The organism is Gammaproteobacteria bacterium (genome assembly GCA_009845905.1).
Classification (GTDB): domain Bacteria; phylum Pseudomonadota; class Gammaproteobacteria; order Steroidobacterales; family Foliamicaceae; genus Foliamicus.
Genome location: VXYS01000013.1, coordinates 113,861 through 137,841, shown reverse-complemented (window position 1 = coordinate 137,841; position 23,981 = coordinate 113,861). Strand labels below are relative to the sequence as shown.

Annotated in this window: 21 protein-coding genes, 1 tRNA gene and 1 pseudogene; 10 read left to right on the top strand and 13 right to left on the bottom strand. The window is 64.0% G+C overall.

What is annotated here, in order from left to right:
• Nucleotides 1-47: 47 nt before the first annotated feature.
• A complete protein-coding gene (locus tag F4036_12290) occupies nucleotides 48-3,044 on the bottom strand; it encodes a TonB-dependent receptor (GenBank protein MYK38518.1) in 2,997 nt (998 codons plus the stop codon).
• A 144-nt stretch (nucleotides 3,045-3,188) separates the two neighbouring features.
• On the opposite strand from F4036_12290, the gene F4036_12285 reads away from it, so the two are divergent.
• Nucleotides 3,189-4,634 (top strand): thioredoxin, encoded by a 1,446-nt coding sequence (locus F4036_12285; protein ID MYK38517.1) that lies wholly within the window; start codon nucleotides 3,189-3,191, stop codon nucleotides 4,632-4,634.
• A 5-nt stretch (nucleotides 4,635-4,639) separates the two neighbouring features.
• Nucleotides 4,640-4,909, top strand: a pseudogene (locus F4036_12280) (hypothetical protein).
• 280 nt (nucleotides 4,910-5,189) lie between these two features.
• On the opposite strand, the gene F4036_12275 reads toward F4036_12280, so the two are convergent.
• Nucleotides 5,190-6,071 (bottom strand): hypothetical protein, encoded by an 882-nt coding sequence (locus F4036_12275; protein ID MYK38516.1) that lies wholly within the window; start codon nucleotides 6,069-6,071, stop codon nucleotides 5,190-5,192.
• A gap of 126 nt (nucleotides 6,072-6,197) precedes the next feature.
• Between F4036_12275 and F4036_12270 the strand changes: the two genes are divergently transcribed.
• A complete protein-coding gene (locus F4036_12270) occupies nucleotides 6,198-7,088 on the top strand; it encodes a hypothetical protein (GenBank protein MYK38515.1) in 891 nt (296 codons plus the stop codon).
• Nucleotides 7,069-8,064 carry a zinc-dependent alcohol dehydrogenase family protein gene (locus F4036_12265; protein MYK38514.1) on the top strand — a complete coding sequence of 332 codons (996 nt, stop codon included), beginning with the start codon at nucleotides 7,069-7,071 and terminating at the stop codon, nucleotides 8,062-8,064. The genes F4036_12270 and F4036_12265 overlap by 20 nt, the downstream gene beginning before the upstream one ends.
• A gap of 143 nt (nucleotides 8,065-8,207) precedes the next feature.
• Here F4036_12265 and F4036_12260 read toward each other — a convergent pair whose 3' ends face one another.
• From F4036_12260 to F4036_12250, 3 genes are read right to left on the bottom strand one after another with little or no spacing between them, the layout of a single operon-like run.
• Entirely contained in the window at nucleotides 8,208-9,179 is a 972-nt protein-coding gene (locus F4036_12260) for a quinone oxidoreductase (GenBank protein MYK38513.1), read from the bottom strand.
• Nucleotides 9,180-9,197: 18 nt separating this feature from the next.
• Nucleotides 9,198-11,216 (bottom strand): DUF3604 domain-containing protein, encoded by a 2,019-nt coding sequence (locus tag F4036_12255; GenBank protein MYK38512.1) that lies wholly within the window; start codon nucleotides 11,214-11,216, stop codon nucleotides 9,198-9,200.
• Between the two features lies 1 nt (nucleotide 11,217).
• A complete protein-coding gene (locus F4036_12250; protein MYK38511.1) occupies nucleotides 11,218-12,444 on the bottom strand; it encodes an MFS transporter in 1,227 nt (408 codons plus the stop codon).
• A 78-nt stretch (nucleotides 12,445-12,522) separates the two neighbouring features.
• On the opposite strand from F4036_12250, the gene rpsT reads away from it, so the two are divergent.
• Nucleotides 12,523-12,792 carry a 30S ribosomal protein S20 gene (gene rpsT, locus F4036_12245; GenBank protein ID MYK38510.1) on the top strand — a complete coding sequence of 90 codons (270 nt, stop codon included), beginning with the start codon at nucleotides 12,523-12,525 and terminating at the stop codon, nucleotides 12,790-12,792.
• A 70-nt stretch (nucleotides 12,793-12,862) separates the two neighbouring features.
• Here rpsT and F4036_12240 read toward each other — a convergent pair whose 3' ends face one another.
• The 5 genes from F4036_12240 to F4036_12220 all read right to left on the bottom strand — a co-directional run bounded on the left by F4036_12240 (nucleotide 12,863) and on the right by F4036_12220 (nucleotide 17,252).
• A complete protein-coding gene (locus tag F4036_12240; GenBank protein MYK38509.1) occupies nucleotides 12,863-13,183 on the bottom strand; it encodes a heavy metal-binding domain-containing protein in 321 nt (106 codons plus the stop codon).
• Nucleotides 13,155-14,213 carry a GTPase ObgE gene (obgE, locus tag F4036_12235; protein MYK38508.1) on the bottom strand — a complete coding sequence of 353 codons (1,059 nt, stop codon included), beginning with the start codon at nucleotides 14,211-14,213 and terminating at the stop codon, nucleotides 13,155-13,157. The genes F4036_12240 and obgE overlap by 29 nt, the downstream gene beginning before the upstream one ends.
• 143 nt (nucleotides 14,214-14,356) lie before the next feature.
• Nucleotides 14,357-14,614 carry a 50S ribosomal protein L27 gene (locus F4036_12230; protein MYK38507.1) on the bottom strand — a complete coding sequence of 86 codons (258 nt, stop codon included), beginning with the start codon at nucleotides 14,612-14,614 and terminating at the stop codon, nucleotides 14,357-14,359.
• A gap of 3 nt (nucleotides 14,615-14,617) precedes the next feature.
• The gene (gene rplU, locus F4036_12225; protein MYK38506.1) at nucleotides 14,618-15,073 is read right to left on the bottom strand and encodes a 50S ribosomal protein L21; all 456 of its coding nucleotides are present in this window, start codon (nucleotides 15,071-15,073) and stop codon (nucleotides 14,618-14,620) included.
• Nucleotides 15,074-15,140: 67 nt separating this feature from the next.
• Entirely contained in the window at nucleotides 15,141-17,252 is a 2,112-nt protein-coding gene (locus tag F4036_12220) for a S9 family peptidase (protein ID MYK38505.1), read from the bottom strand.
• Between the two features lie 111 nt (nucleotides 17,253-17,363).
• Between F4036_12220 and F4036_12215 the strand changes: the two genes are divergently transcribed.
• The 3 genes from F4036_12215 (at nucleotide 17,364) to F4036_12205 (ending at nucleotide 19,884) form a co-directional block, all read left to right on the top strand.
• Nucleotides 17,364-18,320, top strand: a complete 957-nt coding sequence (locus F4036_12215; GenBank protein MYK38504.1) for an octaprenyl diphosphate synthase — start codon at nucleotides 17,364-17,366, stop codon at nucleotides 18,318-18,320.
• A gap of 24 nt (nucleotides 18,321-18,344) precedes the next feature.
• Nucleotides 18,345-18,421: transfer RNA gene (locus F4036_12210), tRNA-Pro, on the top strand.
• Between the two features lie 95 nt (nucleotides 18,422-18,516).
• A complete protein-coding gene (locus F4036_12205; protein MYK38503.1) occupies nucleotides 18,517-19,884 on the top strand; it encodes a hypothetical protein in 1,368 nt (455 codons plus the stop codon).
• A gap of 7 nt (nucleotides 19,885-19,891) precedes the next feature.
• Here F4036_12205 and F4036_12200 read toward each other — a convergent pair whose 3' ends face one another.
• Entirely contained in the window at nucleotides 19,892-20,572 is a 681-nt protein-coding gene (locus F4036_12200) for a glycosyltransferase (protein ID MYK38502.1), read from the bottom strand.
• Nucleotides 20,572-21,288: a DUF2064 domain-containing protein gene (locus F4036_12195; protein ID MYK38501.1), complete on the bottom strand. Its 717-nt coding sequence runs from the start codon at nucleotides 21,286-21,288 to the stop codon at nucleotides 20,572-20,574. The genes F4036_12200 and F4036_12195 overlap by 1 nt, the downstream gene beginning before the upstream one ends.
• Before the next feature lie 69 nt (nucleotides 21,289-21,357).
• Here F4036_12195 and F4036_12190 point away from each other — a divergent pair, with 69 nt between their 5' ends.
• Nucleotides 21,358-22,614: a valine--pyruvate transaminase gene (locus tag F4036_12190; GenBank protein MYK38500.1), complete on the top strand. Its 1,257-nt coding sequence runs from the start codon at nucleotides 21,358-21,360 to the stop codon at nucleotides 22,612-22,614.
• Between the two features lie 10 nt (nucleotides 22,615-22,624).
• On the top strand, nucleotides 22,625-23,587 hold the full coding sequence (locus F4036_12185) for an ACP S-malonyltransferase (GenBank protein MYK38499.1): 963 nt from the start codon (nucleotides 22,625-22,627) through the stop codon (nucleotides 23,585-23,587).
• Here F4036_12185 and F4036_12180 read toward each other — a convergent pair.
• The gene (locus F4036_12180; protein MYK38498.1) at nucleotides 23,584-23,961 is read right to left on the bottom strand and encodes a DUF423 domain-containing protein; all 378 of its coding nucleotides are present in this window, start codon (nucleotides 23,959-23,961) and stop codon (nucleotides 23,584-23,586) included. The two genes, F4036_12185 and F4036_12180, sit on opposite strands and share 4 nt — an antisense overlap.
• Nucleotides 23,962-23,981 lie beyond the last annotated feature (20 nt).

Genomic DNA, 23,981 nt, shown 5'->3' with positions numbered 1-23,981 from the left:
GTCATGGACGTTCAGACTGTTCGCCCATGAACATGGGGACCCCGGAATTAGAACTGGACCCTGGCGCCGAGCACGTAGTTGCGGCCGTATTGATCAAAGTTGGCAGCCTCGTTCCGCGCGGTGAGTTCCAGCGCCGCTATGGGGGGTTCCTCATCGAACAGATTGTTGATTCCTGCATAAACCATGGTTTCCGACCCAAACCAGTCCAGAGTCTTCGAAACGAACACATCGTTGTAAAGGGTCGTGCCCGTGTCATCCGGCGACACAATGTCGGGCTCGTCGAAGGAAATGTTCCTCGCTACCTGATTGCCGATATAGAGCAATTCCCACCGAACATCAAACAGGCCTCCGCTGTATGCGAGAGCTGCCTTGAATTGATGCTTCGGACGGCCAATCTCACCGGCCTTGACGTCTTCCCTGGACGGATCGTTCTGGAACGGGAACTCCGACAGCTCGTCCACATTGGTATATACGATGTTGAAGGACATCGTGCCCGTCTTGAGCATCCCGAATGTCAGATCGCTCGCGTCCCCGAAAAACGAACCCGCGACATCGAAACCGCTGGTCTCGAGCGCTGCGACATTCACGAAGCCGGAAGCGATGTCGATAATGCCGCCGACTGGAACGCCGCGCGGCGTATCGCCCGGTCCCGGGTTCCGTGCAATACGGTCACAGAACTGGTTGTTGATTCCGGTCTCGTCGCGCAGACAAAGATTGACGATGTCCTGCCCGCCAATGGAAGCGATCGCGTCGGTAATCTCGATCGAGTAGTAGTCAATGGAGAATTCCCAGCCTTCGAATGGCCTGAAGACAACGCCGAAGGTGTAGCTTTCCGACTCCTCGGGCGTCAGATTCTCGTTCCCGCTGACCGATCCGAAAATCGTCAAGCCGTCAAAGGCATCGAAGTCGGGGCCCAGACCCAGGGCGGCGCAGTTGTTGGCAACGGTCTGCGTTTCGTTTGCCAGGAACTCGAAGTCGCACAAGTCGTCGGGCAGGAAGTTCATCTGTGACGCGGGCGAGAAGGCCTCCGTCAGGTTCGGCGCTCTCACGGCCTCGGAGTACGTGCCGCGGATACCGAATCTCTCTACGGGCGCGAAATTGCCGCTGACCTTCCAGGCCGTCGCTCCGCCGGCATGACTGTAGTCCGCGTAGCGGACCGCTCCATCGAGCGTCAGAGTATCCAGCACCGGCACACTCACCTCGGCGAAAACCTCGGATACATCGAACGAGGCCGATGAATCCGAAGCGGGGCCTCCAAAAGCCCCGAGTTCCTCGAGCGTATCCCAGTCAAAGGCGGCCGATTCGTCCCGATACTCGACGCCGCCCGCAAAATAGACCGGCCCGCCGGGAAGATTGGCAAAGCGATTGGTGTCGCCCGTGAACGTAAGACCCAGGACGGCCTGGTCGACCTCCTGGAGGTTGGTCGCCGGCTTGAACACGAAGTCGAGCGCTTCCTGCGATACGAGGCCAATGCCGAACGGATTCAGGGGCGCGCAATTGCCGGCATCGACACTCGCCGGACTGCGATAGCCGGCAGGCTGCGCGGACGGCACATGGCTGCGGCACGCGGGCCTGCCCGTGGCCGGATCGATTACGGCATCGATGGCCGCGCCCAGGTTGGGTGTGATTCGTTGCGGCGCCCGGCGAATCTCATTACGGGTTGAACCGTATTGCGCATAGGCGTCAAGCGTCAGTGCGGAGAATCCTGCATCGAAGTCGCCGCGAAGACCGGCAACGATGGTTGAAGACTGGCGGTCATACCACTCCCCGGAAGTTTCAAGCTCAAGTACGTTGTCCAGAATTCGAACCTCCCCTACCCCGCCGGCCAGGAACCGGGCGCGAACCGATTCCGGAAGGTAGGGATTGTCCGCAACATTGATCCGCGCAAAAATGATTTGCCGGGGAAAATCGACATCGCGGCCGGAAGTCTTGGAGTACTTGGTGTCGGCATAAGCTTCAAAACTGGCGCCCACGTCAAACTTTACGCTTGCAGTACTGACGAATCGCTCGGCCGAGGGAATAATGGTCAGGTACGGATCACGCGGCCCAAGCGCGGGAGTGATTTCGGCGAAGTCACCCAGAATAAGGTTCTGGGGACGCGGATACCGCCCGGCGACAATAGGTTCAGGCAATCTGAATATGTCGCGGCCGTCTTCGGTAAAGCTCCAGCGCCCGGTATCACCCAATGCCGCGGCATATTCACCGAACACGTTGAAAACACTGAAGGGGCCTATGATGTCTTCGGCTACATTCGGCAATATCACGTGATCGGGATTGCCGTCGCCCCTGACGTTATTGGCGTCGGTGACGTTCACCCTCTGATAATTGTTCGAGAATGGCTGATCGGGCGCCAACATGAGGCTTTGCCGGTCGTACTGGACAGACGCGGTGATATGCCCGCGCCCGTCCGCCAGTTCCGAACCGCCCGCAATGGCGAACCGGTAGTTTTCGCCGGCGGAATTCTCGAATCGGCGGTTGTAGTTGGTGTCAAAGACAATGCCTTCCAGTTCATCGTCGAGGATGATGTTCACCACACCGGTTACCGCATCAGATCCGTAAACCGCGGATGCGCCGCCGGTGATGACCTCCACCGACCGGATCAGGATAGGAGGAATGGTCGACAGGTCGATTGCCTGGGTGCCGGCAGCCCCGGAAACATGCCGCTTGCCATTCACCAGAACCAGAGTCCGAGACGTGCCCAGACCGCGCAGATTGGCCCGACTCAATCCTGTACTGCTGGTTGACCCGTTGCGTTCGTCCGCCGAAATGGACTGACGCCCACCGAAGCTGGAAAGCTGGGGCAATTCCTGTAAAAATTGACCCAGATCCGGTGTGTTGGAATAAAGTACGTCGTCCGAACCGACCGAGACCAAGGGCGCCGCGACGTCGGCCGGATTTCTGGCAATACGTGAACCCGTAACGACCACCTCCTCCACGATCGCATCATTTCCGTCCACATCATCCGATGCAGCATCCTGAGCGATCGCGGGATTGGCCACCAGCAGCGCGAGCATTGGCAGGGCGAATCTCAGTTGATTTTTCATGTGGATTTCTCCTTCGGACCTGCGGCTGGTCCATTGTTCGGTTTTCCCTCTACACAACCAAGAGTCGCCACTCGCTCATGTAGACATCAGGGAGTATGCCATTTACCATACTACCATTCAAGTATTTTTTGAAGGCGCTTGAAAATGGGCGATGCCTCGCAAATTTCGCACCTCCTGTTCGTCAAGGCGGAGTGCGAGACCTGTCAACTGATCGAGCCGGTCATCGGAGAAGCAATCGATGCCGGCAAGGCGATAAGAATCCTGGTACAGGACGATCCGGCATTTCTCGGCGCGCATTCGCCCGGCGACGATACGTTGCTGGAAGAGTCGTACCGCTGGAACGTGGAGACGACGCCGACTCTGATCGCGCTCGACCACGACAGTGAAACGGGTCGCGTCGATGGCTGGGACAGGGCCGGCTGGCGAGAAATGCTGGACTTGCCGACGCTGGCGGAGGACCTGCCCGAGTTTCGCCCCGGGTGTGGTTCCAGGAGCATCGAGCCCGGAATTTACGAGAATCTGGTCGCAAGGTATGGAGACCCCGGGTTGTCCGCACGGGTCGTTCGCCTAGAGGACTGGGACGACGAAATGGAGTCCTGCTTCGATCACGGTTGGACCGATGGCCTGCCGGTCACGCCACCGACCGATGCGCGCATTCTTCGCATGCTCAAGGGAACGAGCCGTGCAGCCGACGAAGTCATCGGCAAGGTCCCGCCCAACCTGGCGTCGATCACGGTTGAAAAAGCCGCGGTCAACGCGGTCATGGCAGGCTGCAAGCCCGAGTATTTTCCGGTCGTTCTGGCCGCGCTGGAGGCCGCGCTCGAACCCGTCTTCACGCTTCACGGGCTGCTCTGCACAACGTGCTTCTCGTCGCCGATCATCGTCGTCAACGGGCCGATCGCCAAAAGGATCGGGATGAACTGGGGAATCAACGCGCTCGGCCAGGGCAATCGGGCGAATTCGACGATCGGCCGCGCACTGCAGTTGATCGTGCGCAATGTCGGCGGCGGCATACCGGGCGATCTGGATCGCTCGACGCTGGGCGGCCCGGGAAAACACACGTTCTGTTTCGCCGAGGACGAGTACACAGATCCCGATTGGGAACCGCTGTCGGTATCGCGTGGGTTTGCGCGGGGGCAGAACACCGTCACCTTGTTCCAGGGCGACGGGGTGCAGGGGATCATCGACTGGCGCTCCAATACGCCTGAAGAACTCAGCAAGTCGCTGGCCATGTCGTTGCTGGCGGTCGGCCACGTAAAGCTCGCCGAGTTCACGAACGCGATGCTCGTGCTGTCGCCGGAGCATCACGCCATCTTTCGCGATGCGGGATGGAACCGCGCCGACATCACGGCGTCGCTGCACGACAACCTGAAGAGACCCGGGGCCGAGATCATGCAGGGCGCCCAGGGCGTCGGAGAGGGTATCGATCCCGCCCGCGCCGAAGAGACTGTCAATAAGTTCTGGCCCGAAGGTCTGCTGATCGTGCGCGCCGGCGGACAGGCTGGCTTGTACTCGGCGATTCTTTGCGGCTGGACCGGTGGCCGTTTTCGGGAGGAATCTCAGCCCGTCACGAGGGAAATCGTGTTGTGAGCGCGATTACCCTGCGAGACCCCACGGCGGAATCGGCTGCCGTGAACAGGCCGCGGCAGCCGCCACCCGCGTCACTGGATGGCAAGACCGTGGCCCTGCTCGATATCGGCAAGATGCGGGGAGACGAATTCGTCGATCGCCTCGAACAATTGTTCACCGAGTCGAAAGTTTCCACCAAACGGTACAAGAAACCGACGAATACGCGCACGGCCCCCACCGAGATAATCCAGGACATCGTCACCGAAACCGATGTGGTCGTATTGGCTCTCTCTGACTGCGGGTCGTGCACATCGTGTTCGACCCATGACCTGAATGATCTCGACAACCTGGGTATTCCCGGCGTCAGCGTCCTGACGACCGCGTTCAAGCAGGCGTTCGAGCAACAGTGCTCGAAGATAGGTTTTGACGGCGCGTCCGTGTATACGCCTCACCCGGTACTGAACCGGACCACCGAGCAGATCCACGGGTTTGCTGACTCGGTTTTTGACGAGATCCGGGCGGCGATCGTGTTGAGTCCCGCGGGGGGAGCCTGATCAGGGCCGTTAGCCGGGGCGTTCAGCCGCGCTCCTTGTTCAGCATCTCGACGAATTCGCGGTCGACTTCGGTGACGCCGCGCTCCTTGGCCTGCTTGATGATTCCCTTGAGTGCCGTCTTGATGAAGGGCTTGGGTATGCCGGTCAGTTGCTTGCAGGCTTCGCGCGTGAACCTGACTTCCGGGTCGATGCGGTTGGCTTCGTAGAGCACCGACTCTTCCTTAGGGCCCTTGTCGGTTGGCGTCGGGAACCAGAAGGCCTTTTTTCTTTCGGCGAACCAGAACTTCTCTCCGTCACGGAACCCGAACGTGATGGGCATGTTGGGCATGCGCCGGGTGCCGTTCTCGATGTTCTTCGCCCAGGTTTCCTTCAGCAGGATGTTCTCGAGCCGGAGCACCAGGTATTCGGGCGTCCTGCCGTCGTCCTTGATCCGGAACGTCTCGTCCCAGTGCGCTTCATGCACCTGGAACGCTTCCTTGATGATCAGCGGGCATCCGTCCGCCGTTCCGCGTCCGGGCGTGGGACTCTCGATCAGCGTGTACGGGTTGTCCGCCATCTTCTCCTCGGTGGTCTGGCCCGGATAGCCCAGACCCACGATCTTCTTCAGCTTCTTCCGGTCGAACTCGACGAAGTTCACGGCGCACCTGGGATTGCGATGCAGGTTGGTCTCGGTATTCGATCCCTTGCGGCTGCAGACCAGGAAGGACCGCTCCTTGATGACCTCGAACGGAAGGGTCAGTTGATACGGGCCGATATTGGTCAAACCATCTTCGCTGACCGTCGTAATCAACGAGAAGGACGACGGCCAGTACGAACTGGCCTGGTACCAGTTGTCGCGCATCGGGCTGTTGACGAACTTTTCGTCGATCGTCTTCGGGCCGAATACGCGGTCCAGCAAACCCATTGAATCTTTCCGCCTGTTGGTATCGATGTGGCGCCGGCCGGCCGGTCGACCTACGCGACGCGGCGCGAGTCTAGCAGATCGAAAAATCACGCGCCGGATCAGGGATGGCGGCTATACTTCCGCGACATGGACGCACAAGTTAAGACACTGCCCGAGAAGGAGGAAGTGCGGATCCGGCCGTTCTGGTATTCGGATTACTGGATCTTCCCCAAGCTCATCACCATCGTCACCACGCTGGACAAGCACGGCCGCGTGAACGCCGGCGCCTTTTCGCACATCATGCAGTACGACGTGATGCACAAGAAACCGCGCATATTGCTGGGCGGCCGCAACACCGCGCACACGATGATCAACATAAGGGACACGGGGGAGTTCGTCATCAACTGCCCGAAGTACGAGACCCTCGACGACATGATGGAGACCGGCCGTTTCTATCCCGAGGGCGCCAACGAACTGGATTACACCGGCTACACGATGATCCCTTCGCGCAAGGTCAAGCCGCCGAGCATCGCCGAGTGCCCGCAGATCATGGAATGCACGGTCGACAAGTTCTACGAACTCGACCGCACCCAGGCCCACGTGATCGGCAATATCGAAGCCATCGTGATGGACAAGGGCCTGGCCGCCCTGCCCCGCGCCGAGCGCCTGCCGGCCATGGCCCTGCCGGTGGGGCTGGGCGATGAGAAACGCAGGGACTATTTCCATACCTCTACCCGCGACGTGGTCATGCACGTACTGGGCGATCCGCCGGACGTGTACGTGCCGCCCGTGGAGACGGAAGAAGCGGAGGAAGCCGCGGAAACCGACGCGATGGAGTGGGACGCCCAGGCGCTGGAAATGCTCGACGGGGTACCCAAGGCCCTGCAGAAGATGGTCAGGGGCCAGGTCGAAGGCACGCTGCTCGACCGGGGCGAGAACGCCGTGACCGGCGAACTGTTCAAGGGACTGGCCCGGGAATTCGGCCTCAGCGAGGAACTGCTGGACAGATATCGCACCGATGCGGACACGCCGGCTTAGGTTCGACGAAAACGGCGAACCGGCTGACGTGGTGCGGCTGGAGGAGGTTGAACTCGGCGATCCGGGGCCGGGCGAGGTCATCGCCAGGCTGGAAGCCAGCGCGATGCATATCGCCGACATCAAGCTGGTGCAGGGCATCGACGCGCTACGCCGTCCCCTGCCCGTCACGCCGGGCTTCGAGGGCGTGGGAACCGTTGTGGAGACCGGCGCCGATTCGGGCTACCAAGTCGGCGACCGTGTGTTTCTTCCGCTGGGCTGCGGCACGTTCTCCGAGTACGTGCGGGTCCACAGGAACGCCATGGGCATGCGGCGCGCGCCGGCTGGTGACGCGGAACAGCTCGTGCTTTCGAATATCAACGGCGCAACCGCCTGGACGCTGCTGCAGGACTTCGTGGACCTCGAGCAGGGCGAATGGGTGCTGCAGGACGCGGCCAATTCCAATGTGGGGCGGTATCTGATCGTCCTGGCGGCAAAGTGGGGCTATCGCACAGTCAATCTCGTACGGCGCGAGGAAGTTGTTCAGGAACTGAAGGACCTGGGCGCCGACGCCGTGGTTCTGGACGGACCGGACCTGCCGGCGCGCATCCGCGAGGCCACCGGCGGGGCGGATATCCGCCTCGGGATCGACGCCATCGCCGGAGAAGGGGTCATGCGCATGGCCGACTGCCTGGCCGACGGCGGCCTGATCGTTAATTACGGGACGCTGACCGACGAGCCCTGCCGGATCGATTTCTGGCAGATGTTCCTGCACGACATCCGCCTGTGCGGCATGTCGACGACACGCTGTTTCGCGACCCGCACCGAAGCGGAAATCGACGAGTTACAGGAGGAGATCGCGCTGATGGCGGCCGACGGGCGCCTGAGCGCAAAGATCGCCGCCCGCTACACGCTGGATGAATGGCGTGAAGCCTTCGCCCACGCCGGACGCACCGGCTCGGCCCGCGACGGCAAGATCATCGTCCTGCCCAACGCCTGACGGGAGGCGCTTCTATTCCGCCGTTCGCTACCTCCCTTCTTCCGGGAGACGCATGAATCCATCCATGGAGCTTTGTTCCGCCATCCCTGGCTCACAAACTCCCGGAAGAAGGGAGGTAACGAACGGCTCCCGTACCGTTTCGCTCAGGGAAGCAGAATCGTAGAGCCGGTGGTGCGCCGGCCCTCGGCGTCGCGGTGCGCCCGGGCCACTTCCTGCAAGGGGTAGCGCTGACCGATCTTGATCGAGAGGGCGCCTGATCCGACCTGCTCGAACAACGTTGCGGCCGCGTTGCGCAGTTGCTCCTCGGTCGACACGAAATCGAACAGGATCGGCCGGGTCAGCTTCAATGAGCCGCGCCGCGCCAGATCAATGGGCGCGATCGGCTCCACCAGGCCGGTCGCATTGCCGAAAGTGACCATCGTGCCGAGCGGACGCAGGCAGTCCAGCGACTGCATGAACGTGTCCTTCCCCAGCGAGTCATAGACAGCAGCCACGCCGCCCCCGCTCAGTTCCCGCACCCTGGCCACGAGATCCGGATCGTCGGCCAGCACGACATCGGCGCAGCCTGCCCGGCGCGCCTCGTCCACCTTGCCGCTGCTGCCCACGATGCCGATGACGCGCGCTCCCAGAAGCGCCGCCCACTGCGCGGCGATCTGCCCTACGCCCCCGGCAGCCGCATACAGCAGTACATCGTCGCCTTCCTGCACCGGGTAGCTGTGGTGCAGCAGGTACCAGCTCGTCAGTCCTTTCAGCATCATGGCGGCGGCCTGCTCGTAGCTGACGGAATCCGGAAGAGGCACGGTACGGTCCGCGGGATAAACTCTTTCCTCCGAATAGGCCCCTATCGGCGGCGTGCAATAGGCCACCCGATCTCCCGGGGCGAACCCTTCGACACCCTCGCCTACCGCCAGCACTTCGCCCGCGCCTTCGGAGCCCAGTCCGCTCGGATATTCCAGCGGATAGACGCCTGTGCGAAAGTAGGTGTCAATAAAGTTGAAACCGATGGCCCGGTTACCGATAAGCAGTTCGCCGGGTCCGGGAGCGCCCACATCGACGGCGCGCCACTCCATCACTTCCGGGCCGCCCGCCCGGTCTACCTGAATTGCATTGCTCATTCCGGAATTTTATCCGGGCTAACTGTCGCCGGGCGTGTACCAGATGGGCGAACTCCAGGCCAGCTCCCGAATGATTTTGGGCGCCGTATTTGCGCATTCCGCCGGACGCGCGTCAACCGGCAGTTCCAGACACTGGCGCCAACTCCACCGCAGCGACGGCGTCTCCACCGCCCGCATGTAGTAGTAGCTCGGCTCATCCGGATCGAATTCAGGGTCCTCGAACACGCCGCAAAGCGCATCGTGTCCGGGGCCGCTCCAGACTCCCGTTTCCGGATCTATCGCGCCGCTGGACTCGGAATCTCCGGCGACATCAAACACCTTGTAGTGTGCCTGGTCGTTGTCGTCCACCCAGCCCTTGATCACCTGCAGACGCAGCAGGGGCGCGCTTTCGAGATCGCGCCCGGCCACCACCAGAAAGCGCGGCGAAGAGCCGGTTGGGCCGGCAGGCAGGTCCTCTCCCATCGGCACGCCTTTCGCGTACCCGGTTTCCGCCACGGACTTGCAGGCGTCTTCGGAATAGTCCCAACCGCCGAAGAAACGCGGCCGGATGCGGGGACCGGTCGTCCCGAACACTTCGCGCCGCTTCAGCGCTTCGAACAGGGCGTCGCGCGAGTTCTCGACCGCCCAGACGCCCGCCAGGCCGCCCGGATTCGTATACAGTCCGATCGGATGCACGGGGCTGGGCGTGAGGCGCTCGCCGAGATCGGTCTCGGAAACGGTATGGCCGCGCCAACCGCTCTCATCGACGTCGCCGGACGTGGACAGATGCGTGTCCGTCGAGCCGATAACGCCGAACTTGTAGGGATTGGCGCCAAGCCGTCGACCGATTTGCAGGCCGGTCAGGAGAATGCCGCGGTAATAGTCGTTCCTGGAAACGCATCCGGCGTTCAGGCTGGCGCCCATCCCCGTCTCGCCTTCGCCGCAGAACGGCGGCGGGTTGTCCTCCGCCGGCAATCCCCGGTAATACCGGCGCAGTTCTTCCATGTCGCACAACTCGTCCGGCCCGCCCAGGATGCCGGGAAGCCCGTTGAAGCACTCCGCGCTGCCCTTGTGCTGAAAGATTTCCACGATCGGCTCCAGCAGATTGCGCTGCCGCGCCGCGATTGTTGCGGCCCGGGCGGAATCCGATCCATCGACAGCGGAGGTAAACAGGACCCCGGAACTCAGGTTGGAACTGTGCGGTATGGATAGCACATCGCATCCCGCCAGGCCCTCGAGGCACTCGACGCCCAGCAGGTCGAACAGCTCCCTGTCAGTCGGCGCCTCGAAGGTGGAAATCGGCAACTCCGGCACCTTGTCGTTGCGAAAGATCACGTTGCGATGGTAGGAGTTGTTGTCGCGGCTGGCGCTGTGCTCATAGGCTACGAAGCTCGTGAAGCCGCAGTTCGAGGAGCGGTCGTAGGCCGCTTCCGCCATCTCGCGGGTGCGCTCCCAGTACGTCCGGGCGGCTTCCGCGCAACGGGCGCCGTCGTCGCCGCAGATGTCCGCGCTGCGCGTCGGGACGTCTCTCGACAGGCCTCGCACCAGGACCAGGATCGCGGTGGGGCCGCCGCTGCGGATGGCCTCGCAGCTTCGGCTGCCGTAGGCCTCGCTGCTGGCGTCCGCGCACAGGGCGTGTTCGCCGAAGAACTCCGCGTGGTCGGTGACGGCGGCAAAGTCCAGTGCGGGACCGATCTTCCGGACCGGCACCAATTCCCCGCCCTCCTCATAGGGAGGTAGCTGGATTTCCTCGCCGCGCGCGTAGCGGTATGCGTCCGCCGGCAGCGTCGTCACGCCCAGGGGCCGGGCGTCGTAGGAATAGGAAGTATGGACGTGCAGATCGCCGAAGTAGGCGTTGCGATAGGGGTTTCGATTCGCACAGGCTTCGCGCTCTTCCGTGTAATGCACGAGGCCCCCGGCCGGCATGGCGGCCGAATACCGCGACGCTTCCGGACCGCTTGCGATGTCGCGTGGCGCAACCGCGGCGCAACCGCATATCAACGCGGCCCAGATGACCACGACAGGAATCTTCGCGAATACGGATTTCATGACAGGCATTTCAGCCCGCAACCACGCGTTCACGATCCGGCCGAGCCCAGATAATCGCCGCCATCGCCAGCATGATCGCAGGCATGGAAGCGTACAGCACGGCGTCCCAGCCCAGAAGCTGCATCACCGCCCCGGCGCTCAGAGATCCCACAGCCGCGCATCCCAGCACGATGAAATCGTTGAGGCCCTGGACGCGAAAACGTTCCGCCGGTCGATAGGAGCGCGCCAGCAGCGTCGTTCCGCCCACATACAGGAAATTCCAGCCGAAACCCAGCGCCACCATGGCAATCCCGTAGTGCATGACCTCCCGGCCCGCCAGCCCCGCGGCAAGTGTCACGCCAAGAAGAACCGCGCCCGCCATCATGACGCGCCCGGCGCCGAATCGCGTGATCAGCCCCCCGGCAACGAGCGACGGCGCGTACATCGCCAGCACATGCGCCTGGATGATCGCCGCCGTCGCGGCCAGGGAATGCCCGTCAACGACGTGCATGGCCAACGGGGCCGCCGTCATCATGAAGGCCATGACGCCCTGCCCCATCGCCGCGCCGACCACGGCCACAATGAACAGCCGGCTCTCGGCAATGTTCCTCAGTGGGCGGACGTCGCCGCCGGATTCCTCCCGCGCTTTAGACGAGGCCGGGCGCAGCGCCAGGAGAACGGCGCCGGCCAGCGCGTAGCAAGCCGCCATCGCCGCGAAGCTGCCGCCGAACTGCGCGCCGGCAATCCAGGACTCGCCGCGCGCAACCAGGCTGGGGCCCAGTATCGCGCCGGCCATCGAGCCCGTCAGCACCACCGCGACCGCCGTAGGCGCCGCAGCAGGCCTGACGCTCTCCGTGGCGGCGAACCGGTACTGCTGCGCGAAGGCCGTGGCGCAGCCTATGAGTATTGAACCCAGGCAGAACAGGGCGAAGCTCCCCACCACAGTGGCGGCCCAGGCGCACCCCGCTCCCGCGGCGCCGAGGGCCGAGCCCAGAGCAAAACCCCGGGGCCGCCCGATACGGGACATAATCGAAGCGGCAACGATGGTGGAAAGCGCCGTGGCGACGATCAGCATCGACAGCGGCAGCGTGGCCAGTGCCGGGTTCCCCGCCAGATTGCGGCCCAGGATTCCACCCACCGTAACGATCGCGACCGTACCGGTAACGGAAGCGGCCTGCGCCACGAGCAGGATCAGAATGTTGCGGCTGAGCAGGTCGGAAAGAATGGCCGGCCCCGGCGATTGCTGTCGCGGCACGATAGCAGCCCCCGAATCCTCCGTGCAAACTGGACACCAACAGGCTCACAGGCGCGGGCGCTTCGGCTACAATGCGCGCCCATGGCGAATTCAGCACAAGCCTCCAAGCGCGCCCGCCAGGCCGTCGGCCGCCGCGCGCGCAATATGTCGGCGCGCTCCGAACTGCGCACCGCCATATCCAGGACTGTCCGAGCCCTCGACTCCGGCGACGCCGAAAAAGCCGCGGCCGCCTACGAGCAAGCCAGACCCGTCATCGACTCCATGGTCGGCAAGGGCATCATCCACGCCAACAAGGCCGCCCGCCACAAGAGCCGCCTCAACAAACGCCTGCAAGCCCTCAGCGCCGACTAGGCGCCGGCAGTTCCAGAGTCTTTCGCGTTCAGGGCGGAACGCCGCGAGGGACATGCCCTCGCTCCCGGGGTCAGCGCAGGCGGACGGCGGTGCCGCTGGCGGCGACCATGAGCATGCTGCCGCCGCTGCCTATGACTTCGTAGTCCAGGTCGATGCCGACGACCGCGTCGGCGCCCTTCATGCGGGCTTCTTCGGACAGTTCGGCGAGCGCGGTCTCGCGGGAGCGCCGCAGTTCCTTCTCGTAGGCGGTCGAGCGCCCGCCGACGATGTCGCGGATGCCGGCGAATATGTCCTTGAGGATGTTGGCGCCGACGATGGCCTCGCCGGTCACGATTCCGCGGTATTCGCGGATTGTCTTGCCTTCAACGGTTGGCGTCGTCGTCAGAATCATGCTCTTTCTCCAGTTTTTCCAGTCTTTGTACGGATGCGGTTGCAAGCTCGCGGGCGCCCGCGCCGGTCAATGCCGAAATCGTGAACACGGGCGCGGACCAGGCCAGTTGCCCGATCAGACTCTTCCTGATCCGCGCGGCCTCTTCTTCGGGCAGAAGATCGGCCTTGTTCAATACAAGCCAGCGTTCCAGTCCGGCCAGCTTCTCATCGAATTTTTCCAGCTCCCCGGCAATCGTAGCGACGTCCTCCGCCAGGCTCCCGACCGGCGCCGCTGCGCCTTCGGGGGAGGTCATGTCCACCAGGTGCAGCAACAGCCGCGTGCGCCGCAAGTGGCGCAGGAACCGGGACCCGAGCCCGACGCCGCTCGCCGCGCCCGGCAACAGCCCCGGGATGTCGGCCATCACGAAGCTCTGCATCGGACCCACGGCCACCACGCCCAACTGCGGATGCAGGGTCGTGAACGGGTAGTCCGCCACCTTGGGGCGAGCTTCGGACACGGCCCGCAACAGGGTGGACTTGCCCGCGTTCGGAAGGCCCAGAAGGCCCACGTCCGCCAGCAGCGTCAGATCCAGGTCAAGACGGCGGGCTTCGCCTCGCGTCCCCGGCGTGTGCTGGCGCGGCGCTCGGTTGACGCTGGACTTGAAACGGGCGTTGCCCCGCCCGCCGTGCCCGCCGCGGGCCACCAGCAATTCGGTCTTGTCGGCGTTCAGTTCGCCCAGCACTTCCTGCGTGTCGGCCTCGGTCACCCGGGTCCCCGCCGGCACGGGGATTCGCAGGTCGGCGCCCGCGGCGCCGCTACGGTCGCGGCCCGCGCCCGCTCGGCCGTTGCCGGCCCGAAACACCTTGCGCGCGCGGAAATCCGCGAGGGTGTTGATGTCCGGCGCAAGCACCAGCGTCACGTCGCCGCCATCGCCGCCATCGCCGCCGTCCGGGCCGCCACGCGGGATGTACTTCTCGCGGCGAAAACTCACGCAGCCGTCCCCACCGTCGCCGGCGCGAACGCGGATCCGGGCTTCATCGGAGAATTTCATGGTGGCGGTGGCTGGCGAGTGGTGAAGCTACCACGGGTGGGAGCGGCTTGGGATGGGAGGCCGGAGGGAAGGCGTCTCGCCTTCCCGGAGGGCGGGACGCCCTCTATCCCAGGGTTGAGGGCGGGACGCCCTCGCTCCCGGGATCAGGAGGGGATTACGGAGACGAAGCGGCGGTTTGCCGGGCCCTTGCGCTCGTAGCGAACGACGCCGTCGCTGGTGGCGAACAGGGTGTGATCGCGTCCCAGGCCCACGTTGGGGCCGGCATGAAAGGCGGTCCCGCGCTGGCGCACGAGGATATTGCCGGCCAGCACCTGCTCGCCGCCGAACTTCTTGATTCCCAGCCGCTTCGATTCGGAATCGCGGCCGTTGCGGGAACTGCCCGCAGCTTTCTTATGCGCCATAGGTCAACTCTCCTCGCCCGCCTTGTCCGCCGCGGCTTTCTTCGCCGGGGCCTTCCTGGCAGCGGTTTTCTTCGCCGGGGCTTTCTTGTCGGCGGCCTGATTCGCGGGCGCCTTTTTCGCCGGAGCCTTCTTCGCGGGCGCCTTCGGCAGATCGATGCCGGCAATCTCCACGGTCGTGAATTGCTGGCGATGCCCCAGCGTGCGGCGATAGTCCTTGCGCCGCTTGAACTTGATCACTTCAATCTTTTTCGCCCGGCCATGCTCACAGACGGTGGCCCGAACCTGGCCCACCGGCTTGCCCGAAGTCGCGATTCGCGTCTCCGAGCCTTCCTGCCCGCCGATCAGCATCGCGTCGAAGCGCAGTTCGTCGCCGACATCGGCGCTGAGGCGCTCGACGCGCACCCGCTGACCTTCGGAAACGCAATACTGCTTGCCGCCGGTGGCGATCACCGCAAACATCTGGACTCTCCGGGAACCTGACTGGCCGGGGCGCGATTATATCCGCTCAAGCCCCCGGCTGGACAATCTATCTGCCGTCCAGCCCGACCGCGTCGGCGGCGAACGCGAACTGGTTGGCTACGTCCTCGATCCGCATCCAGGTGGGCGTGCCGGCGCCGTGTCCCGCGCGCGTCTCGATGCGGATCAGCACCGGCCTGGCGCAGCCCTGGGCATGCTGCAGCGCCGCGGCGAACTTGTAGCTGTGCCAGGGCACGACCCGGTCGTCATGATCTGCGGTCGTGACCAGAGTTGGCGGATAGCAGATGCCCTCGTCAACGCGGTGCACCGGCGAATAGGCATACTGGGCGCGAAAATCCGCTTCGTTCTCCGACAGACCGTAATCGTCCGACCAGGCGCGCGCGTTGGCGCTGGGCGTGTGGTAGCGAAGCATGTCGAGCACGCCCACGTCCGGCAGCGCCGCGCCGAACAGGTCCGGGCGCTGGGTCATCACGGCGCCCACCAGCAGGCCGCCGTTGCTGCTGCCCTGTATGACGAGCCGCGACGGCATCGTGTAGCCCTCGTCGATCAGCCACTGCGCCGCCGCGATGAAATCGTCGAACACGTTCTGCTTGCGCTCGCGGGTACCCGCCAGGTGCCACTCGCGTCCGTATTCGCCGCCGCCGCGCAGGTTGGGGATCGCGAGCATGCCGCCGAGCTCCAGCCACACCAGGCGGGAGCTGCTGTAAACGGGCCTCAGCGATATGTTGAAGCCGCCGTAGCCGTACAGCAGCGTGGGGTGATCGCCGGTCCTTTCCAGGTCCCTGCGGTGCACGAGGAACATCGGGACCCGGGTGCCGTCCTTGCTGTCGTAGAAGACCTGGCGGGTCACGAACTGCGTGCCGTCGATCGACGTTACGGTACGGTGGTGCAGTGTGCTCTCGCCCGTGCCCACGTCGTAGCGGTAAATGGCGCCGGGATCGGTAAAGCCGGAGAAGTTGTAGAACGTTTCGGGATCGTCCCATTTGCCGCCGAAGCCGCTCACCGAACCGATGCCGGGCAGTTCGATCTGCTCGACCAGGCTGCCGTCGACCTCACGCACGAGCACCAGCGGCTTGACGTCCTGCAAATAGGAGGCGATCAGCCGCCCGCCCACCGCGCTGATATTCAGCAAGGTGTTCTCGCTCTCGGGAATGACTTCGGTCCACTCCTGCGGGCTGTCGATGTCCAGTGAAATTACCTTGCGGCGCGGCGCGTCCCGGTTGGTCGAGAAGAAGAAGGTATCGCCCTCGTTCGCGACGTAGCTGTATATGGCGTCCCATTCGTCCAGCAACGGCCGTATCGCCGAATCCGGTTCGTCCATGCGCCGGTAGTGGACCGCGTTGCTCAGATAGCCCTCCTGCAATATGACGATCAGGTAGGCGCCGTCCTCGGTGACGGCCGCGTAGGCGTTGCGGCCTTCGTCCGGCGGCATTTGAAGCACGACCCGGTCGTTGGCCTGGTCTGTCCCGAGTTCGTGAAAGTACACCGACACGGCCTTCTTGTCGTCGCCGGCGCCCTGCTCGTCCGCCGGGTAACGGCTGTAGTAGAAGCCGCGCTCGTCCGGAGTCCAGGAAACGCCGCTGAACTTGGTGTAGGTCAGGTGATCAGGCAAGTCCTCGCCGGTTGCGACTTCGCTAACGTGCCAGTCGCGCCAGTCGGAACCGCCGTCGGACTTCGCATAGGCGATGTAGCGGCCGCTGGGACTTACGGAGTTGCCCGCCAGGCTGACCGTCCCGTCCTCGCTCCAGGAGTTGGGATCGAGCAGTATCCGCGCTTCGCCGTCAAGGCCGTCGCGCACGTAAAGCACGCTGTGGTTCTGAAGGCCGTCGTTGCGGAACTCGAAATACCAGGGTCCTTCGCGCCAGGGCGCGGAGCGGCGCGGATAGTTCCAGACCTCGGTCAGCCTGTCCTTGAGCCGCTCTCTCAATTCAATCGACGCCAGGTAGGGCTCGACCAGTTGGTTCTGGGCCGCGATCCAGGCCGCGGTATCGGGAGCGTCCATCTCCTCCATCCAGCGATAGGGGTCGGAAACCTGAACGCCGAAATAGTCGTCCTGCTGTTCGGAGCGCGCCGCGGACGGGTATTCGAGTCCGTCGCTCCCCGGCGGAGAGCAACTTGCGGCAAGAAAGGCGAACGCAAGGAAAAGGCCTGATCTACGCATTGCAGGTAATCCAGAGGAAATGAGCCTGAATTCTAGCCGTTGGCGACCGCTTGGCGGCGGCAAATTGATATCATTGGCGCGGTGTCCAATTCGGACGTATTCCGGCAGGCCTTGCGGTTGGTGGGGAAGGACTTCAACCTCCTCAACCGACTCATCTACAGCCACTTGCGCAGCGACGTTCCGCTGGTCGGGCGGGTAGCGCAATACCTCCTGAACTCGGGCGGCAAGCGCATACGCCCCCTGTTGCTGATGCTTGTGGCGCGCGCGCTGGGCTGCGCTCCGGGCGGCCCCCAGGTACGTGCCGGCGTCATCGTTGAATACATCCATTCGGCCACGCTGCTGCACGACGACGTCGTGGACGAGGCGGAAATGCGCCGCGGCAAGTCGGCGGCCAACGTGCTGCACGGGCCCGCGGCCAGCGTCCTGGTGGGCGATTTCCTCTACTCGCGCGCGTTTCAGTTGATCGTCGAACTGCTCGAGCAGCGCCGGGCCGTGGAGGTCCTCGCGTCCACCACCAACCAGATCGCCGAAGGCGAAGTCATGCAACTGATGAATCTGAACGAGTTGGCCGTGACCGAAGAGCAGTACCTCGAGGTCATTCGGCGCAAGACCGCCTCCCTGTTCGAGGCCTGTGCGCGGATCGGCGCCATCCTGGCGCACAGCGACAGGGATGTCGAAGACGCGGCCGCCCGCTACGGGCTCGAGCTCGGGATGGCCTACCAGATCACCGACGACGTGCTGGATTACTCCGGCGGCGAGGAAGCGTTCGGCAAGAACGTCGGCACCGACCTGAAGGAGGGAAAGACGACCCTGCCCATGCTTCATGCCATGCGGGTCGGGTCTCCCGCACAGCAGAGCGTGCTGCGCGATGCCCTGCGTACCGGGGGTCTGGGCAACCTTTCCGGCGTCATGGAAGCGATCGAATCCACGGGGGCGCTAAAATACGCCGCCGGGCGCGCACGTGAAGCTTCGCAGCGCGCCGCGGATGCCCTGTCCGCCCTGCCCGAAAACCGCTTTCGCGAAGTGTTGAAATCGCTGGCGCGGTTCGCGGCGGAGCGCAGTTACTAGCATCCGGGTACTCAACCCTACGGTCGGGGTGTAGCTCAGCCTGGTAGAGCACTGTCTTCGGGTGGCAGGAGTCGCTGGTTCAAATCCAGTCACCCCGACCATTAAATTGCTTGAATAGTGATGTAAAAATCATTGACAAGCCCATGAAATAATGTATATTTGCTGAACCAACAACGCCACCATTAGGGCAACGATAATGCGCAAAGCAGTTGTTGGAATTACTCTCTTTCTGCTCGCGGCGCCACTGGTCGCCGAAGAGACTCTCAATGACAGGATGATGCACTCCGCATCGATCCTGCAGGAAATCCGCGGGCCCCTCGAAGAAGAAGCCCCCGGAGTCCTCGAAAACGCCCATGCCGTCGCGATCTTTCCGGAATTCGTGAAGGTAGGTCTTTTCGGCGGCGTGAAACATGGCCGGGGCGTGCTGTCCACGCGGCTCGAGTCGGGTGGCTGGAGCAGGCCGGCCTTCGTTCGCATCACCAGCGGCAGCTTCGGCCTGCAATTCGGCGTCTCGATGTCGCAACTGCTGATCGTGTTCAAGGACCCCAAGGCCGTAGAGGCGATTTCCGGCGGGCAGTTCACGATCGGCGCCGACGCCGGCTACGCGGCGGGAGAGTTGGGCGGCAGCGCGACTGCGGGCACGGACAACAAGCTGGAAAACCGGATCGTCATGATGGCCCGCTCCAAGGGCCTGTTCGCGGGCGTTTCACTGGAGGGCGGCGTTCTCAGGACCGAAAAGGACTCCAATGTCGAGTTCTACAACGATGCCATCGGGCTGGACGGCCGGACCCTGCTGGAGAACGAACAAGTGGAATTGCCGCCTGTCGCGCAGCATTTCCTCATCGTTCTCGATGAATCCGTGCCGCCTGTTTCTCCGGAAGCGGCACCGGCAAGCAATGAAGGCGGGGGCGAGTCGGATGTGGACCTGCGCTTCGCCGGGGACGAGGATGCGGAGACCGTGGCCGGTTCCGCGCCCGGCCAGCCCGGGAGTATGAATTCACGTATCGCCGCGGGGCGCAATACGCCCGGCGGTGCAGCAAACAGTCTGAGCGCGGACACGAACAGTCTGAGCGCGAACACGGCGCCCCAGGCGGGATCATGGGTGACTCCCGCGACCGGAAGCCCCCAGCCAGGTGGGACGCAATCGCAAGGTTCGGGGCTCGGCGGCAAGATCGCCGGCAGGCTTGCGGACGCGGCGGTGGACGGCGCCAAGGACCTGGCTGTGGATTCCATACGCAACAGGCCTGAAGTCCGGGGAGCGAAACTGGCCGCAAAGGCCGGCGGTGAACTGGCGGGCGCCGCCAAATCCGGCCCGTCTGCCTCGACGCCCCCGCAATCAAAGCGTGTGCCAGTAGATCCGGAACGAGCGATCGCGTCCACCGACGGCGCATGGGTAACGCCGGACGCGCCGGCTTACCGCATGGCCAGCCGGTCGCCCGATCCCTTGCCGTCGATGTCCGGCGTGCCGAATCCGGAACTGACCGGGCCACCGGCGCCCTCCGAATGGCCCGCCGAATGGCGGGACGCGCAGATGCTGGGCGGGGTTTGCGAGCCGGGATCCTGAATCCGCGTTAACCGCGCCGAAAATAGCCCCGCGCCAACTCATCGGGGGAACGGCGCAGGATATACGCCAGGGCCAGCAGCCGATTCCTGAGGCTGCGCCTGAACCACCCATCACGCTTCCACCGCCGGGCCGACACGCCCAGGGCAGCCGGCACGGGCGCGAACCGCCCCGATTTCCGCAGGCGCTTCACGAGCGGTGGTTCTTCGAACAGCGCGCGAGGGGGAAAGCCCCCGGCTTGACGATACGCATCGCGGTGCATGAAGAGTCCCTGATCGCCGTACGGCGTTCCGACTCGCGCACGCAGGTTGATCAGAAAGGCCAACAACCGCGCCTGCCAGCAACGCTCGCGTTCGAAAACGAATCGGAACCAGCCGCCTACGGTCCCCGTGCCCATGTGTGCGCGAATAACGGCAATGGAGTCCGGCCGCGGCGCGTTGTCGGCATGCAGAAACCACAACAGTTCATTTGACGCCGCGCGCGCGCCGCGATCCATCTGATTGCCCCGGCATGCGCGGGACGCGAGATAGCGACAGCCTGCTTCGGCGCACAGCGCCTCGATCTCCGGTTCGCTCCCGCCATCCACGATGATGATCTCCGACGGCCGCGGATCGAGCCTCGCGAGTGCCTCGAGCATGCGCTCCAGCGCCTGCCGGTCGCGGTATACGGGGATGACGACGGAAACGTCCATCAGGCGAGCCGGTTCAGCACGAGCCAGCGATGCAACTCGCGCCGCGACGGCCTCACATCGCCGCGCAGCGCCCGCGCCAGCGGCGCCAGGTCCGAACGGCGATCCACGTCGAATCCGCCGGGAATCTCAAGCGCCGGACGGCCGGTCTTGCGGCAGGCGGCGCTCAATGCATGGGCCAGGCCCGGCGTGCCCCAGGGAAGCCCCGCCAGGGAAGGCCAGCCTCGCCGCGTGGCCATCATCGTTACGCCGCCGTCGCGGGCGGTCGCCAGCACCGTGTCGTAGCTGCCAAGGCCTGCGATCACGCGCCGGTAGTGCCGCGGCTTCAGCGCCGGCGCATCGCTGCCGATATAGATCCGGCGTTTTAATTGCTTCGCGTCGAGCGCCCGGTCCAGCCTTTCCAGCCGCCTGCCCAGATTGCCGGCGCCCTGCGCAAGCACCGTGACCGGCGTCCGGCCGTCCGAACGACTTGTCGGCAACGAGCGCGCCCAGTCAAGATCGTCGCGGTCTTCCGGGACCAGCACGACCGGTCCGCGCCAGACCCGAAGGTCCTCCAGCGCGCAGTCCAGCATCAGCCGGCAGAGCTCCACGACGGACCGCTCGTCCAGGGATGCCGCCAGGCGGCGTTTGCCGTGGCGCTCGCGCGGGCGGCGAAACACCAGCGCGAGCGCGCAAACACGCCGCTGTGCTATGCTGGAATTCAGCCTGAATAGACCCATATCCGATAGTAGATCAGTAAACTTTCTAGTCCATAATCCGCACGCGAGCACACCGGCCAGGGCAATTTGATGCAGTACTCCAATTTTGTCAGGACCTTCAACGCCCACAGCGGCGCGAAGGAGTTGATGGAAGACATGGTATGTAACCCGCCCGGGATCGACACTGTATATCGCCTGGGCGGCGGCAATCCTGCGATTATTCCCGAAGTGGCCGAATTGTTCCGCGCCGAACTGGCAAAGATCGCCGCGGATTCCAAGCGTTTCGACCAGATGGCCTCCATCTACTCGGAACCCCTCGGCGATCACCATTTCCGTGAAGCCCTGGCGGACCTTCTGCGTGAGGAATACGGCTGGCCGCTCACCGCAGCGAACGTAGCGCTCACACCGGGCAGCCAGCTGGGCTTCTATTTCCTGTTCCAACTGTTTGGCGGAGTCGGCCCCGGCGGCAAGCGCCGCCGCATCATCATTCCGTTGTGTCCGGAGTACATCGGCTACAAGGGGCTGCTCGCAGACAAGTCAGATGTGGCATCCAGGCGATCGGTCATTCACAAGCTTCCCGACCGGCTGTTCAAGTACGGCCTGCGCATGGATGGCCTTGAGGATATTGAGGACATGGGTGCGATTGTCGTATCGCGTCCCACCAATCCCACCGGCAACGTGATCCGCGAGAGCGAACTGGCGAGGCTGGACGAGGTGGCGAAAGCGCGCAACGTACCCCTGATCGTGGACAACGCCTACGGCCTGCCGTTCCCGGGCATGATTTACGTGAATGCCTCGCCGCAATGGAATGAAAACACCATTCTGACCATGAGCCTGTCGAAGATCGGACTGCCGGCCCTGCGCACAGGCATCGTGGTGGCCAACGAGGAAGTAACCGAGATCCTGGGCCGAGTCAATGCGCTGACTCAACTCGCGGTGGGCGCCGCTGGAGCGGCGCTTGTGGCGCCCTTGCTGGAGAACCGTGAATTGCTGCGGATTGCGCGAGAGATGATCCGGCCCTTCTACCAGCGCAAGGTAACCGAGGCTGTGGGCTTTTGCCACGAGACCCTCACCGCATGCGACTATCACATCCATAAACCCGAAGGCTCGATGTTTCTCTGGCTGTGGTTTCCCGGCCTTAACGACAACCGGGTCCTGTACCGCCGGCTCAAGGCGCGCGGCGTCATGATCCTTTCCGGAAGCGAATTCTTTCCCGGGCTGCGAAAGGCTTGGGCCCACTCGCGCGAATGCATAAGGATCAACGTATGCGGGAACGCCGACATGGTATTCGAAGGGCTGAGGATCATCGGCGAGGAAGCTTCCCGCCTGCAAGCAAAGGCAGCCTGAGACTTCACTCATGAACACGGGAATGCTGGTATTCCCCGGCCAGGGCGCGCAGTACGCCGGCATGGGGAACGATCTCTACGAGACCTTCGACGCGGCCCGCAGGATTTACGACGAGGCCGGCGAGGCGCTCGGCTACGACATGCGCGAGCTCAGCTTCAGCGACCCCGAAGGACAAATCGGGCTGACCCGCTATACGCAACCCGCGCTGCTGACCCATTCGATCGCCTGCCTGCGGGTAACGGAAGCGCAGTCGGGCGGCGAATTGACCCCGCTGGCCGCGGCCGGACACAGCCTGGGCGAGTACAGCGCGCTGGTTGCCGCCGGGGCGCTGGCATTCGACGATGCGCTACGCCTGGTCGGCGAGCGCGGCCGGCTGATGGGCGAGTACGGCGAAGGCGGCATGCTGGCGCTCGCGATGGATGCCGAAGAAGCGCGGCAGCTCGCCGACAGGCACTGCTGCCAGGTGGCCGGCCTGAACCTGCCGACCCAGACGGTCGTGGGCGGCACCCACGCCGACCTGGAGCAACTGGCCACCGACCTGGCGGAAAACTATCCGCGCAAGCGGGGTACGCCCCTGGCCACGGAGGGCGCATTCCACACCTATCTCATGGTGACGGCGGCGCGGGAGTTCCGCGACGTGCTCAAGCGCACGGAATTCCGCCCTCCCCGTTGCCCGGTGCTGTCCAATTACACGGCCCGGCCGCACGATCCGGCGCCGGACGCCGTCCGGACCCGGCTCTTCTTTCAGCTCATCAACCCGGTGAACTGGGTCGGTTGCATGCAGTGGGCGGTGGAGAACGGCGTGAGGTCATTCCTGGAACTGGGCGGCGGCATCGGGCGGGGCGAAACGCCCGCGGAGAAGCGGCCGAACCTGCAGGGCATCCTCAGAAAATACTGCCGCGGCGCCGGCCACGAAGCCGAAATCAGCGCCGTCATCAACGCCGACGACGCACACGCGCTGAAACCGGGCTAGCGGAGGTCGCGCCAGGCGCCGGCGGCGGCGCTGATCCAGGCGACTGCGAGCGCCATCCCGCCATAGGGAGTGAGCGGCGCGAAGTCGGGACCGCCCAGCAGTTTCATGTAGATCGTGCCCGAAAACACCGCGATGCCCGCGATCAACAGCCATCCGGCCACCTTGTAGAAAAAGATGTCCGGTCTGCGGCGCAGCATCAGCCCCACGGCCAGCAATCCAAGGGAGTGCGCCACATGAATCTGGTTCGCCCAGTCCCAGGCGCGCACTTCCGTCATGGCCGCCCCCGCCTCGTAAAGACCGTGCGTTCCGTAGGCGCCAAGAAAAACGGATGACGCCAGCAGCAGCGTCGCCAACAGGACAAATACCAGGGGCATCAGAACCTCCTCGCCAGCGC